Origin of the sequence: Rummeliibacillus pycnus (genome assembly GCF_044359855.1) — a bacterium.
In the GTDB taxonomy this organism is placed as follows: Bacteria; Bacillota; Bacilli; order Bacillales_A; family Planococcaceae; genus Rummeliibacillus; species Rummeliibacillus pycnus_A.
On sequence record NZ_CP132291.1, the window covers coordinates 2,992,303 to 3,007,447 of the forward strand.

Genomic DNA, 15,145 nt, shown 5'->3' on the forward strand with positions numbered 1-15,145 from the left:
AGGAGGTGAGACTATGAGTACTGTGGTGAAAGGAATATTATTGGCATTTCAATTTTTCACCGTTGTTCCGATTCATAAAGAATTACCATTAACGAAGAAAACAGTTACTGCAATGTTCTCCTTTTTACCGTGGTTAGGTGCCCTAATGGGGGCTGTTATGGCGGCAATATTTTATATGATCCAAACATATACCGAAATAAGTCCAATGCTAACAGGGTTTATCCTTATATTTGGTTATATAATTTGGACTGGCGGGTTACATTTAGATGGTTTTGTAGATATGGGAGACGCTTATTTTTCATATCGTGATATAGAAAAACGTATCGAAATATTAGACGATCCACGTATTGGAGCTTTTGGTGCGATGTCGTTACTATTTCTGGTATTAACGAAAATTTTTTTCCTATCAGAATTAGTTGGGCAACAACAGTTCAATTGGATCTGGTTAATAGTGGTACCATTTTTATCCCGATTAGGGATGTCCATTTATTTCATCCAGACAAAAAGTTCTAAGGAAAAAGGGTTAGGCTATTTTTTTAAGCAACATTTACATACGTCATCGTGGCTAATTAGCACAATTATTTCTACTATTATTGGTACAACAATAATTATTTGGATAAGTAGTGAATGGACTGTAGCAATGGTATTACTTGGAGTAGTAGTGGTAGCTGCATTGCTCTATAAATTGTGGACTATTCGCAATTTCCGTGGTAGTTCTGGCGATTTACTTGGAGCGTTTATTGAAGGAATGGAGGCAGTATTATGGATTACGCTGTTACTGTTTACTTAATACGCCACGCAAGAACGAAGAGTAATAATGAAAGACGGTATTTAGGATGGGCAGATGAAGACATTTTGCCGAATCAAAACCTGCCTGTATTAGATAGCAGATGTGAAACGATTTTTGGTAGCGATTTAAAACGTTGTAAACAAACGGCAGCATACTATTTTCCGATAGCTTCATATCTTGGAGATGTAGGGTTTAGAGAAAGCAATTTTGGCGAATTCGAAGGCAAAACTTATGAAGAGTTAAAAGAGATCCAGCAATATCGAAACTGGATTGATAATCCACAGCGTTTAGCACCACCGTCCGGTGAAACATTAGAAGAAGTTACGAAGCGTTGTATGGAGGCTATTGCTCGATTACCAAAAGGCTTTACTAGATATCCTCTCATTTTACATGGTGGAACAATTCGGATATTGCTTGTTAACTTTGCTCCAGAATCAAGTGAATTTTGGGATTGGCATGTTTCACATGACGATATGTATAAGCTTCAGTGGACTACTAAAGAAGCTTTTGAGGAGGGGAAACGATGCACATCTTTATCGGTGGTGCCTATAACGGCAAACATGAATATGTGATAAATTGGTTAAAAGAGCAAGATTTATTTGATGTCGAATGGTATATTGGGCAATTACCACAAAACCCCACAAGCGAAACAATTGTTGTTTCAGGACTTGAACGTGTAATCAAACCACTACTTGAGCAAGATGAAAGAAAGTTAGCTACCCAGATTACGGAACAGCTACAATCATTTGATAAGAAGCATCGAGTCATTATAATTGCAACTGAGATGGGGAGAGGCATCGTACCAATTGATCAACAAGACCGGCAACTTAGAGATACTTGTGGGCGATTATATCAACAATTATTTGCAGTAAGTGAACATGTAACAAGAATTTGGTACGGCTTAGCTGAAAAAATAAAATAGAAAGAAGGATGAGAGATGAATTTATACACACGTACAGGCGACAAAGGGAAAACAAGTATTATCGGAGGAAGAGTAGATAAAGACGATTTACGAGTTGAGGCATATGGTACGATAGATGAATTGAATTCATTCATCGGTAAGGCAATGACAGAGCTTGATCAGGGGAATTTCCAAGATATATTGCAAGACCTAGAAAATATTCAAAATGAATTGTTTGATTGTGGTGGCGATTTGGCAAATGTGATGAAGGAACGTCATTATAAAATGACGGATGAACCGATTGAAGAAATGGAAAAACGCATTGATGTCTTAATGGATGAACCCCCTTTACTAGAAAAATTCATCTTACCTGGTGGATCTCCTGCAGCAGCTACATTGCATATTGCTCGTACAATCGCAAGACGTGCTGAACGTCAAACGGTAACATTATTGAAAAACGCAAAAGAGGGAGATGTCCCTACAGTTGTACAACGTTATTTAAATCGTTTATCTGATTATTTATTTGCGGCTGCACGTGTGGCAAATTCACGCTTAAATGTTGCGGATATTGAATATATCCGAGGCGCAAAGGTGTTTAGAAATGGTGGAAGAAAAGACAAAGAGAAGGATTAGATAAAAGATGAAATTACGATTGATTACGTTAACAGCAATGGTATCAGCATTATGTGCAGTAGGAGCAATGTTCAAAGTTCCTGTAGGAATCAGTTCAGCAGCTCTTGATTCTGCTCCAGCATTTTTAGGAGCTATCATTTTACCCGCACCAGTAGCAGGGGTTGCTGCGGCATTTGGACATATTGTTTCAGCTGGTGTAGGCGGTTTTCAGTTAGGGCCATTTCATATTTTAATTGCTTTTGAAATGTTTCTTGTTGTATGGGGTTTTGCGAAACTACATCAAAAGAATCACTCAATTTTAAAGTGGGTATTTGCTATTATTGCTAATGGTATTTTATCTCCGCTACCATTTTATTGGTTGATTTCTCCGAAGATGTTCTATGCTGTAACTCCTGAAATTTTCATCACAACATTAGTAAATGTAGTTATAGCAGGTATATGTATGCCGTTTTTATCAAAAGCTTTTGCAAGAAAAGAGGCTCATTCATAGATGAGAAATGCATTACAATTGTCGAATGGCTTTATCGTAACTACCGACAATTCTGGAGCTATTGGACAGAAGAAGTTAGATGTTGTACACGTTCCAGATGATGTTACAAGCTATTTTTCTGCTCGTGTGACATTGCTAGAACAATGGGTAGAGGGCGCTGTACCTGAAGCAATCATTTTGCACAATTTCAGTGATGAAGATGCTTGGAATCGTTATATAACTGGTATCAGCAGATTATTTCGCGAAATTGGTATAGGGTTACCTAGAATTACAGGTAGTACAGAATCCAATATGGAAACATTGCAATCAGGGATAGCTATTACGATGATCGGTGAATCTGTCAAAGATATACCGCCTGTACAATGTCTAAAATGGTTTACATATGGCAAACCATTAGTTGGGGATAAATTAGTGGCTGAACCAGAAAAAATCGCTGATATGAAATGTATTTATAAAGCAATCCAGCAAGATATAATCGGACGTATTTGGCCGGTAGGATCTAAAGGGATTTCTAAAGAAGTTCACAATCTGTTTGGTGAAGTATCATTTGAATGTGCATGGGATATCCATGAATCTGCAGGTCCATCAACAGTCGTTTTAGTTGGTATTTATGAGGAAAAAATACAACAAGCACAACAACTTTTGGGAGAATTATTGCAACCGATTGTAGTACATGCATAATCAAAACATCGAAAAATCTATTTACAATAGACTTTTTGATGTTTTTTTATAATTTTATTGTGAAAAATAACATAGTATATTTGTATCTAGATATGATAGAATATTGAATTAACTTAGATATTATTAATTAAGAGAGAAATAATGATTATTTTAGAGAAATTATTGAATGGTGCATTGAAATTCTGTTGACTGAATGCTCATTCATATTTTACAATGTTTATAATAATATAATTTCTAAAATCTACCTATTAGGTAGATGACGTTAAGACAAGAAGCAACTTAGGGGGGAAGGAAAATGAATCCACTATTAATCATTAATTGGATTTTATTTTTAGCTGTAGTCGCATATGGATTAGGGTTATTCGCTTACTTGGTAAAGACACGCTATCAATTCATCAAAATGGGGAAAAAGGTTGAATTTGATAATGATGTCAAAGCAAGATTACAAAACATTTGGGTGTATGTTTTTGGACAAAAAAAATTACTAAAGGATAAAAAGAGTGGTGCTATTCATGTCATGTTCTTCTATGGATTCATATTAGTACAACTTGGTGCCATTGATTTTATCTGGAAAGGTTTAAACCCAGGGTCACATTTACCACTTGGACCTGTTTATCCGTATTTTACATTCTTCCAAGAAATAGTGTCACTTGTTATTTTGGTTGCAGTTGTATGGGCTTATTACCGTCGTTATATTGAAAAGCTTGTTCGACTAAAACGCGGATTAAAATCTGGGCTTGTATTGATTTTTATCGGTGGTTTAATGGTTTCTGTACTTGTAGGTAATGGAATGGGCATGATTTGGCATGGTGAAGAAGCAACTTGGTCAGAGCCAGTAGCTTCCCTCATCGGCACAGTGTTTGGATTCCTACCAACAGCTGCAGCCACTACTGTTTTCTTTATCATGTGGTGGATTCATCTACTAATTCTTTTAACATTCTTAGTGTATGTTCCACAATCTAAACACGCACATTTAATCGCAGGCCCTGTAAACGTTTACTTCAATCGTTTAACACCTGTTGGAAAATTAACGCCGATTGATTTTGAAGCATTAGAAAATGAAGATGAAGAATCAGAGGAAGTACCTTCATTTGGTGTTGGGAAAATAGAAGATTTTACACAACTTCAACTGATTGATCTCTATGCTTGCGTAGAGTGTGGACGTTGTACGAATATGTGTCCTGCAAGTGGGACAGGTAAAATGCTTTCGCCAATGGATTTAATGACAAAACTTCGTGACCATCTAACATTTACTGGTGCTGTCCAAACACATCAACAACCATGGGTACCGAAAATATTCTTCAAAAATACACAAGGGAATCAGCTTGCTGTTGCTGCAGGTGCAGAAGGTGTAACGATTGAAGATGTCTACAGTCCATCATTAATTGGTGATGTTATTACAGAAGAAGAGATTTGGGCGTGTACTACTTGTCGTAACTGTGAGGATCAATGTCCAGTTATGAATGAGCATGTTGAGAAAATTATTGATCTTCGTCGTTATTTAACAATGACAGAAGGACGTGTAAATCCTGATGCTCAGCGTGCAATGACGAATATCGAACGCCAAGGAAATCCTTGGGGGATTAACCGTAAAGAAAAAGAAAATTGGAGAGATGCTCGTCCAGATGTTCATATTCCAACAATAAAAGAAGCTTCAAAAGCAGGTGAAGAAATCGAGTACCTATTCTGGGTAGGTTCTATGGGTTCTTTTGATAACCGTTCACAAAAAATTGCCTTAGCATTTGCTCACTTGATGAACGAAGCAGGTGTAAAATTTGCAATTTTAGGAAATAAAGAAAAGAACTCTGGTGATACACCACGCCGTTTAGGAAATGAGTTTTTATTCCAAGAGCTTGCTGAAGCGAATATTAAAGAATTTGAAAAAGCAGGTATTACGAAAATCGTAACGATCGATCCACATGCATATAATATTTTCAAGAATGAATATAGTGACTTTGGGTGGAGTGGAGAAGTGTATCACCATACAGAGTTGTTGTTTGAGCTTGTTCAACAAGGTCGACTTAAACCACAGTATGAAGTGAATGAAACTATTACTTTCCATGATTCTTGTTACTTAGGTCGTTACAACGATGTGTATGATGCACCACGTGAAATTTTAAAGTCGATTCCTGGTGTCAAGCTAGTGGAAATGGAACGTAATCGAGAAACGGCTATGTGCTGTGGTGCAGGTGGTGGGCTAATGTGGATGGAAGAACATGTTGGTAACCGAATTAATGTAGCACGTACAGAACAAGCATTAGCAGTAAGTCCAACAATTATTTCTTCTGGCTGTCCTTATTGCTTAACGATGCTATCAGATGGCACAAAGGCAAAAGAGGTGGAAGAACAAGTAGGCACATACGATATTGCTGAGTTACTAGAAAAATCGGTGTGTGGTGAAGTTCAAGTTTCAACAGAGCCTTTAGAAGAAACAGTGTAATAAGCAGAAAAAAATAACATATTGCATAAAAGTCAAAATTTTTATACAATATTTACAAGTGAAAAAGAGAGAGCAAGTGCCCTCTCTTTTTTTCTAAAATTTTATTGAGCGAGCGTTCAGTCAGTCTGGAATTTCGAGCACTCGTTTTATTTATTCAGTCTGTGTAAGCGTATCCAATGACAATTTAAAAGGGGTGTCAAACTTGCAAAAAGCGGTAATTATTGATGGAGCACGAACAGCCTTCGGAAAACTTGGCGGAAAACTTAGTCCTTTAACTGCTAGTGACTTAGGTGGTGTAGCAATAAAAGAAGCATTAAAGCGATCCAATATAGGAGAGACGCAAGTAGATGAAGTCATTATGGGAACAGTTTTACAAGCAGGGCAAGGGCAAATTCCTTCGCGTCAAGCAGCTTCAAAAGCAGGAATTCCATACTCTGTAAAAACAGAAACCATCAACAAAGTCTGTGCTTCAGGTTTGCGAAGTGTAACTCTGGCAGATCAACTAATCAGACTTGGTGAGGAAAGAGTAATTGTGGCTGGTGGGATGGAGTCCATGTCTAATGCACCGTATTATTTACCAAAGGGTCGATTTGGTTTGCGAATGGGAGACGCAACACTAGTCGATGGTATGATTTATGACGGTCTTTCATGTTCATTTCATCCACAGCGCGTACATATGGGCACATATGGAGACGAGACAGCAGAGAAATTCGAACTGACTAGAGAAACGCAAGATGAATGGGCATTACGAAGTCACCAAAGAGCAACGCGTGCAATTAAAGAGGGGAAATTCGCTGAAGAAATTGTAGCAGTGTCAATTTCTCAAAGAAAAGGTGATGACATTATAGTCGATACTGATGAAGCACCTCGTAAAGACACATCGCTAGAAGTTCTTACGAAATTGAAATCAGCTTTTAGCAAGGATGGTACGATTACAGCTGGTAATGCTCCTGGGGTGAATGATGGTGCATGTGCAGTTGTTGTCACAAGTGAGGAATATGCGGAAGAACATCAGTTGTCACCACTTGCTTACATTGTTGGTCATGCTGAAGTTGGTGTAGAACCGAATGATTTTCCACAAACACCAGGTCTCGTAATCAACAAAATTTTAGATAAGACAGGAAAGAAATTAGAGGATATTGATTTGTTTGAAATCAATGAAGCCTTTGCAGCAGTAGCACTTGCAAGTAGTAAAATTGCTGAACTTGACGCTGAAAAAGTAAACGTCAATGGGGGAGCTGTAGCATTAGGTCATCCGATAGGTGCATCAGGAGCAAGAATAATTTTAACTCTAGCATATGAGTTAAAACGTCGTGGTGGGGGACTAGGAATTGCAGCTATCTGTTCAGGTGGTGGTCAAGGGGATGCCATCATGATTGAAGTCCCAACACAAAAGGGAGTGGAGAAATGACAATTCAAAAAGTAATGGTAATAGGTGCAGGACAAATGGGTTCGGGGATAGCCCAAGTTTGTGCTCAAGCAGGATTAAACGTCAAACTTAATGACATTAGTGAAGAATCTTTTGCAAGAGGTATTCAAACGATTGCTCAAAACCTTTCTAGAAACGTTGTAAAAGGCCGTATGACAGAAGATGAAAAAGATTCAATTTTGCAAAGATTCACAAAATCTTTATCTATTAATGATGCACATGATGTTGATTTAGTAATAGAAGCAGCTGTTGAAAATATGGAGATTAAGCAATCTATTTTTAAACAACTAGATGAAGTTGCGCCAAAACATGCAATTTTAGCTTCCAACACTTCGTCACTACCAATAACAGAAATTGCTGCAGTGACAAAACGTCCAGAACAAGTAATTGGTATGCATTTTATGAATCCAGTACCAGTCATGAAACTTGTAGAGATTATTCGAGGTCTAGCTACGTCAGATGAAGTGTACAACATGATTGAAGAGCTAACGGAAAAACTCGAAAAGGTACCAGTGGAAGTAAATGATTTCCCGGGCTTTGTAGCAAATCGTGTGTTAATGCCAATGATCAACGAAGCAATTTATACACTTTATGAAGGTGTAGCAACGAAAGAAGCAATTGATGAAGTCATGAAACTTGGCATGAACCATCCAATGGGGCCATTAACTTTAGCAGATTTCATCGGCCTTGATACATGTCTTTATATTATGGAAACATTGTATGAAGGATTTGGTGATAGTAAATATCGTCCTTGCCCGTTATTACGAAAATACGTCAAGGCAGGCTGGCTAGGGAAGAAAACTGGGCGTGGGTTCTATACTTACGAATAAAATCGGAAGTTGAACTAGCAATAAAGTGAACCTTCACTCAAAGAAGTGGGATCTTAATGCCCGTTAAAGCGGGATAAAGGGGAGATTCATCATGAATTTACAGTTCACGGAAGAACAATTGATGATGCGCAATATGGTTCGGGATTTTGCGAAGGATGTTATTGCACCGCAAGTCAGTTATATGGAAAATGGGGGTTTTCCACGTGATATTCTAGCCAAAATGGGAGAGCTAGGACTTATGGGCATAACAGCACCAGCAAAATATGGCGGTTCAGAAATGGATTTCACATCCTATATTATTGCCATTAACGAATTATCAAAGGTAAGTGCAGTCATCGGGGTGATTTTGTCTGTGCATACATCGGTCGGAACAAATCCTATTCTCTATTTTGGCAATGAAGAACAAAAAAAGCGTTACGTTCCAAAACTTGCCTCTGGAGAATACTTAGGTGCATTTTGCTTAACAGAACCATCGTCAGGATCTGATGCGGGGTCTTTGAAAACGAGGGCAGTAAAAGCTGGAGATGATTACGAACTGAATGGTTCTAAAGTTTTTATTACCAATGGTGGAGAGGCAGATGTGTATATTGTCTTTGCCTCTACTGATCCGTCAAAAGGTGTAAGAGGAATCTCAGCATTTATCGTTGAAAAGGATACTCCTGGTTTAATCGTTGGCAAAGATGAAAAGAAAATGGGACTACATGGCTCGAGAACGGTACAGCTTACATTCGATCAAATGAAGGTCCCAGCTCACAATTTACTCGGTGCAGAAGGGGACGGCTTTAAAATTGCAATGGCAAATTTAGATGTCGGTCGCATCGGTATTGCTGCGCAAAGCTTGGGGATTGCAGAAGCAGCTTTAGAAGAAGCGACAAGATATGCAGCTGAACGTAAACAATTTGGCAAACCAATTGCAGCAAATCAAGGAGTTTCATTTAAGCTAGCAGATATGGCAACAGCAATTGAAGCAGCTAAATTGCTTGTCTATAAAGCAGCAAACTTACGAGCAACGGGGAAACCATGCCGAAAGGAAGCATCAATGGCAAAGCTTTTCGCTTCCAAAACAGCTGTTGATGTAACTACGGAAGCCATCCAAATTTTTGGAGGCTATGGTTATACCGAGGATTATCCAGTAGAACGCTACTTCCGCGATGCGAAAGTAACAGAAATCTACGAGGGAACAAGTGAGATTCAGAGAATGGTCATTTCGAGATGTTTATAAGAATGCACTAATACATTTGCTTGTTGATATTTGAAAAGAATACTGATTGTTCCAAAATGCCTTACATAAAGAGCGAGAAAGTTTTGCTTTGGGATGAAAGTGAAGCGTCAAGAGTACCGAACTTTGTGAGACAACAGAGTTGACTGCAGTTTGTGTGCTTATCGTACTGGCGCTTTGGATAAAAAATTGGGCAATAACATGCATAAAGAAAAAGTGGCAGTATATATAAATTTAAAATACAAAGGGGAAATACGGGATGAATTTTACACTATCTGAAGAACATGAAATGATTCGAAAAATGGTAAGAGATTTTGCGGAAAACGAAGTAGCACCTACTGCTGCAGAACGTGATGAAAATGAAACATTCGATCGCGCTATTTTCGACCAAATGGCTGAGCTAGGCTTAACAGGGATTCCTTGGCCAGAAGAGTACGGCGGTATCGGCTCAGATTATTTAGCCTACGTTATTGCAGTTGAAGAATTATCGCGTGTATGTGCATCTACAGGTGTAACGCTTTCAGCACATACTTCACTTGCGGGATGGCCAGTTTACAAATTTGGTACGGAAGAGCAAAAACAAAAATATTTACGTCCAATGGCTGAAGGGAAGAAAATCGGTGCTTATGGTTTAACAGAACCAGGCTCAGGTTCAGATGCTGGCGGTATGAAAACAACAGCAAAACTAGATGGGGATCACTACGTTTTAAATGGTTCTAAAATCTTTATCACAAACGGTGGGATTGCAGATATTTACGTTGTTTTTGCGGTAACAGATCCTGAAGATAGAAATGGTACTTCAGCATTTATTGTAGAAGCAGATTTTGAGGGCTTCTCAGTGGGGAAAAAAGAAAAGAAAATGGGTATTCGTTCATCACCTACTACAGAAATCATTTTTGATAACTGCCGTGTACCAAAGGGAAATTTACTTGGTGCAGAAGGGGACGGTTTCAAGATTGCGATGAAAACATTAGATGGAGGTCGCAACGGTATTGCAGCTCAAGCAGTTGGAATCGCACAAGGCGCATTAGATGCTGCAGTCGCTTACTCAAAAGAACGCGTTCAATTTGGCAAACCTATTTCTGCAAACCAAGGGGTGTCATTTAAATTAGCTGATATGGCAACTGCTACAGAAGCTTCAAGATTATTAACCTACCAAGCTGCATGGTTAGAATCAAATAATCTACCATATGGTAAGCAATCAGCAATGGCAAAATTAATGGCTGGTGATACTTCAATGAAAGTGACAACTGAAGCAGTTCAAGTCTTTGGCGGTTACGGTTATACGAAAGAATATCCAGTAGAACGCTTCATGCGTGATGCGAAAATTACTCAAATTTACGAGGGTACGCAAGAAATTCAACGTCTCGTGATCTCTCGTATGCTTCTAAAATAATATATGGCAAAAGAAAGTAAAAGGCAGATTCAAACATCTATCAAAGATGAAAGCTTAATAGAAAAGAGACGGACGGAAATGATTCAAGCTGCAGTTCGTCTCTTTAAGGAAAAAGGCTTTCATCGAACGACGACAAGGGAAATCGCCAAAGAATCGGGCTTCAGTATAGGCACACTCTATGAATATATTCGCACGAAAGAAGATATACTCTATCTCGTTTGTAACAACATTTATCTAGAAGTTCGAAAAAGATTAGAACCTATTCAACAACATGAAGCTACTGTGGAAGGTTTAATATCGGCTATTAATCAATATTATTTACTTGTTGATGATATGCAAGACGAAATGCTTGTCATGTATCAAGAATCGAAATCTTTACCAAAAGATGCTCTTGAATATGTATTATCTAAAGAAATTGAGATGGTTGGACTTTTTGAAAATCTATTAGCAGGCTGTGTGAAATCAGGAGAGCTAGAGATGCCTAAAAAGGAAATTAAACTCCTTGCACACCAAATCGTACTTCAAGGTCAGGCATGGTCCTTCCGTCGATGGGCATGGCGCAAGGATTTTAAAATAGAAGACTATATTAAAATGCAGACAAAAATACTAGTAAACGGTATTCAGGCATAGAGGTTTAGGGATGCGAGGGAGAAAAACACAAACAGGGGATGCTTGTTGTTTTCTTTACTTGCATTTTCTATCTGTGGAGAAATTGTTCATTTAAAATGAGGGGGAATTTAATATGACAAAGCTAGAAATTTATAAACCACTGCAGCATGTCCGTTTTGTTACTGCATCCAGCCTATTTGATGGTCATGATGCATCTATTAATATAATGCGTCGTATTTTACAAGCAAGCGGTGTTGAGGTAATCCATCTAGGGCACAATCGATCTGTAGAGGAAGTAGTAAACGCTGCTATTCAAGAAGATGCACAAGGTATTGCTATTTCTTCCTATCAAGGTGGTCATATTGAATACTTTAAATATATGTACGATCTTTTAAATGAAAAAGGGGCACCACATATCGGTATTTTTGGCGGTGGTGGCGGTGTTATATTACCGAAGGAAATTAAAGAACTACAAGATTATGGTGTAAAAAATCTATTTTCCCCTGAAGATGGCCTATCACTGGGATTACAAGGTATGATCAATAAAATGATAGAAAAAAGTGATTTCTCAACGGTAAAAGATGACTTGATTGATAAATTACAGCAGCTAAATACCGAAAAACCTGAACTACTTGCACAGCTTATAACAGCAGTTGAAGAAGGAAAGCAAGCTGAAATTGATGAGCTGCTAAAACTGGCAAGAGAATTATCTAAAAAGACGCCTGTATTAGGGATTACAGGTACAGGGGGAGCAGGGAAAAGTTCGTTAACAGATGAATTAATTCGCCGATTCTTACACGAATTTCCGGAAAAGAAAATCGCGATTATCTCTATTGATCCTACAAAACAGAAAACAGGCGGGGCCTTACTCGGTGACCGAATCCGTATGAATGCAATCTTCAATAATCGTGTGTATATGCGAAGTTTAGCAACACGTAATTCACATACAGAATTATCCGCGGCACTTGGTGATGTTTTAGAAATTGTGAAAGTTGCAGGATTTGATTTAATTGTGGTTGAAACGAGTGGTATTGGGCAAGGAGATGCTGCAATTACAAGTGTTTCTGATCTGTCAATGTATGTTATGACGAGCGAGTTTGGAGCACCTACCCAATTAGAGAAAATCGATATGATCGATTTTGCAGATCTAATCGTGATCAATAAATTCGAAAGAAAAGGTTCAGAAGATGCATTGCGTCAAGTACAGAAACAGTATCAACGTAGCCATGAATTATGGCATCAAGACCTTGATACTATGCCTGTTTTTGGAACGATCGCGAGCCAATTCAATGACAAAGGAACGAACTCCTTATTCGCAGCATTAATACAAACTATTAATGAAAAATGTGACTATGATTGGCAAACAACTTACGAGCAATTTGTTAAAACACAAAAGCAAAACGTCATTATACCAAATGAACGCCGCTACTATTTACGAGAAATTTCAGAAACAGTTCGTGGATATCATAAAAAATCTGAACAACAAGTAGAACTAGCAAGAAAACTATTCCAATTAGAAGGCTCACTTAAGTTGGTACAAGAGAAATCACCAGAAGATGCTCTTGTACAATCATTACAGCAACTAATTGATGGCGTAAAAGATCAGCTAACAATACAATCAAAACAGATTTTAGAGAATTGGCAGACGCTAAAAGAAAGTTACAGTGGCGACGAACTCATAACAAAAGTTCGAGATAAAGAAATTCGTACATTATTAACAACTACGAGCTTATCTGGATTGAAGATTCCAAAGGTTGTATTACCGAAATTTGTGGATTACGGAGAAATTCTTCGCTGGGTTTATGCAGAAAATGTGCCGGGCTCATTCCCTTATACGGGAGGCGTGTTCCCATTCAAACGACAAGGTGAAGATCCAAAACGTCAATTTGCTGGCGAAGGTACGCCGGAACGTACAAATCGCCGCTTCCACTATTTATCAAAAGATGACGATGCAAAACGTTTATCAACGGCATTTGACTCTGTGACATTATATGGAGAAGATCCCGACGAGCGACCAGATATCTACGGAAAAGTAGGTGAATCTGGTGTTAGTATTTGCACACTAGAAGATATGAAGAAACTCTATGCAGGATTTGATTTATGTGCAGCATCCACATCTGTTTCGATGACAATCAATGGACCTGCTCCAATTATTTTAGCTATGTTTATGAATACGGCAATTGATCAACAAGTGCAGTTACGTGAACAAGAGCTTGGTCGTAATTTAACAATAGAAGAATTTACTGAAACAAGATCGCAAACATTAAACGTAGTCCGTGGTACAGTGCAAGCAGATATTTTAAAAGAGGACCAAGGGCAAAACACATGTATCTTCTCAACTGAATTTGCACTTCGAATGATGGGAGATATCCAGCAATATTTTATAGATGAAAAAGTTCGCAATTATTATTCTGTTTCAATCTCTGGTTATCATATTGCAGAAGCAGGAGCTAACCCGATTTCACAACTTGCTTTCACACTAGCAAATGGCTTTACGTATGTTGAATATTATTTGAGTCGAGGTATGAATATCGATGATTTTGCACCAAATCTTTCATTTTTCTTCTCAAATGGACTTGATCCGGAATATAGCGTTATTGGTCGAGTGGCACGCCGTATTTGGGCAGTGACAATGCGTGATCTATATGGAGCAAATGACCGTAGCCAAAAATTAAAATATCATATCCAAACATCAGGAAGAAGTTTACACGCACAAGAAATCGACTTCAATGATATCCGCACAACATTGCAAGCGTTGATGGCATTACACGATAACTGTAACTCGTTGCATACAAACGCTTATGATGAAGCGATTACAACACCAACAGAAGAATCTGTTCGTCGCGCAATGGCCATTCAAATGATTATTACGAAAGAACATGGTTTAACAAAAAATGAAAACCCATTACAAGGATCGTTTATTATTGAAGAATTAACAGAGCTTGTGGAAGAAGCGGTACTTGCTGAGTTTGATCGAATGAATGACAGAGGTGGCGTATTAGGGGCAATGGAAACTCAGTATCAACGAGGTAAAATCCAAGAAGAGTCCATGTATTATGAATCATTGAAGCATTCAGGTGAACTACCGATTATTGGGGTGAATACTTACTTGAATCCAAATCCGCCATCAGAAGAGGCAATCAACAGTATGGAGATCGCACGGGCATCAAAAGAAGAGAAAGATGCACAAATTCAAAATTTGCGTAACTTCCAACAACAACATGGGGGAGAAGCAGCAATCGCACTACAAAGCCTAAGAGAAACGGCCAAACAAGGTGGCAATATCTTCGAAGAACTCATGCAAACTGTAAAAGTAGCAAGCCTCGGCCAAATCACTAATGCACTATACGAAGTTGGCGGACAATATAGAAGGAATATGTAACGAGTTTAGCTAAAATAATAACTTTCCCGCTTAGTTGAAAGCATCAAGTTTTCAACTAAGCGAAGCTTGCAGATGATTCCATGAGTGGTGCCAATAAAATATAACATCTCCTTAGTAGTGCAAGACAGAAGTCAAGTAGTACCAATGAAACAACAAATAGCAACAATTAATACCGAATCCTTGAGTAGATTAAGCAAAATTAGTCCATAATAAGGTTTAATATGTATAATAGAATCAACCTTCAATATCAAAAAGCTAAAAAATCCATTCCTTCAATAGTCATTATTCAGTTTTCTTGTTCTCCCACTTTACGAATAAGCAATTGAGGAGTATGCTTATTCAACA

13 protein-coding genes are annotated in these 15,145 nt (G+C 38.2%); all 13 read left to right on the forward strand.

Translation table 11 applies throughout. The features are described from left to right. The first annotated feature begins 13 nt into the window (after positions 1-13). Entirely contained in the window at positions 14-790 is a 777-nt protein-coding gene (cobS, locus tag Q8X41_RS14730; protein ID WP_397537014.1) for an adenosylcobinamide-GDP ribazoletransferase, read from the forward strand. After that, positions 763-1,362, forward strand: coding sequence for a histidine phosphatase family protein (locus Q8X41_RS14735; RefSeq protein ID WP_397537015.1), 600 nt, complete (start codon positions 763-765; stop codon positions 1,360-1,362). The genes cobS and Q8X41_RS14735 overlap by 28 nt, the downstream gene beginning before the upstream one ends. Then, the gene (locus Q8X41_RS14740; RefSeq protein ID WP_397537016.1) at positions 1,314-1,712 is read left to right on the forward strand and encodes a bifunctional adenosylcobinamide kinase/adenosylcobinamide-phosphate guanylyltransferase; all 399 of its coding nucleotides are present in this window, start codon (positions 1,314-1,316) and stop codon (positions 1,710-1,712) included. The genes Q8X41_RS14735 and Q8X41_RS14740 overlap by 49 nt, the downstream gene beginning before the upstream one ends. Positions 1,713-1,727: 15 nt before the next feature. Then, complete coding sequence (locus Q8X41_RS14745; RefSeq protein WP_397537017.1) at positions 1,728-2,324, forward strand: cob(I)yrinic acid a,c-diamide adenosyltransferase; 597 nt, start codon at positions 1,728-1,730, stop codon at positions 2,322-2,324. A 7-nt stretch (positions 2,325-2,331) separates the two neighbouring features. Further along, on the forward strand, positions 2,332-2,814 hold the full coding sequence (locus Q8X41_RS14750) for an ECF transporter S component (RefSeq protein ID WP_397537018.1): 483 nt from the start codon (positions 2,332-2,334) through the stop codon (positions 2,812-2,814). After that, on the forward strand, positions 2,815-3,495 hold the full coding sequence (locus Q8X41_RS14755; RefSeq protein WP_397537019.1) for a hypothetical protein: 681 nt from the start codon (positions 2,815-2,817) through the stop codon (positions 3,493-3,495). Positions 3,496-3,790: 295 nt separating this feature from the next. Beyond that, a complete protein-coding gene (locus Q8X41_RS14760) occupies positions 3,791-5,935 on the forward strand; it encodes a (Fe-S)-binding protein (RefSeq protein ID WP_397537020.1) in 2,145 nt (714 codons plus the stop codon). A 202-nt stretch (positions 5,936-6,137) separates the two neighbouring features. Further along, positions 6,138-7,346, forward strand: coding sequence for an acetyl-CoA C-acetyltransferase (locus Q8X41_RS14765; protein ID WP_397537021.1), 1,209 nt, complete (start codon positions 6,138-6,140; stop codon positions 7,344-7,346). After that, complete coding sequence (locus Q8X41_RS14770) at positions 7,343-8,194, forward strand: 3-hydroxybutyryl-CoA dehydrogenase (protein ID WP_397537022.1); 852 nt, start codon at positions 7,343-7,345, stop codon at positions 8,192-8,194. The genes Q8X41_RS14765 and Q8X41_RS14770 overlap by 4 nt, the downstream gene beginning before the upstream one ends. Positions 8,195-8,285: 91 nt before the next feature. Further along, on the forward strand, positions 8,286-9,416 hold the full coding sequence (locus Q8X41_RS14775) for an acyl-CoA dehydrogenase (protein WP_397537023.1): 1,131 nt from the start codon (positions 8,286-8,288) through the stop codon (positions 9,414-9,416). 256 nt (positions 9,417-9,672) lie between these two features. Further along, positions 9,673-10,809: an acyl-CoA dehydrogenase gene (locus Q8X41_RS14780; RefSeq protein ID WP_397537024.1), complete on the forward strand. Its 1,137-nt coding sequence runs from the start codon at positions 9,673-9,675 to the stop codon at positions 10,807-10,809. Positions 10,810-10,812: 3 nt separating this feature from the next. Beyond that, positions 10,813-11,439, forward strand: a complete 627-nt coding sequence (locus Q8X41_RS14785) for a TetR/AcrR family transcriptional regulator (protein WP_397537025.1) — start codon at positions 10,813-10,815, stop codon at positions 11,437-11,439. A 112-nt stretch (positions 11,440-11,551) separates the two neighbouring features. Next, positions 11,552-14,800: a fused isobutyryl-CoA mutase/GTPase IcmF gene (gene icmF, locus Q8X41_RS14790; RefSeq protein WP_397537026.1), complete on the forward strand. Its 3,249-nt coding sequence runs from the start codon at positions 11,552-11,554 to the stop codon at positions 14,798-14,800. The last annotated feature ends 345 nt before the right edge of the window (positions 14,801-15,145 follow it).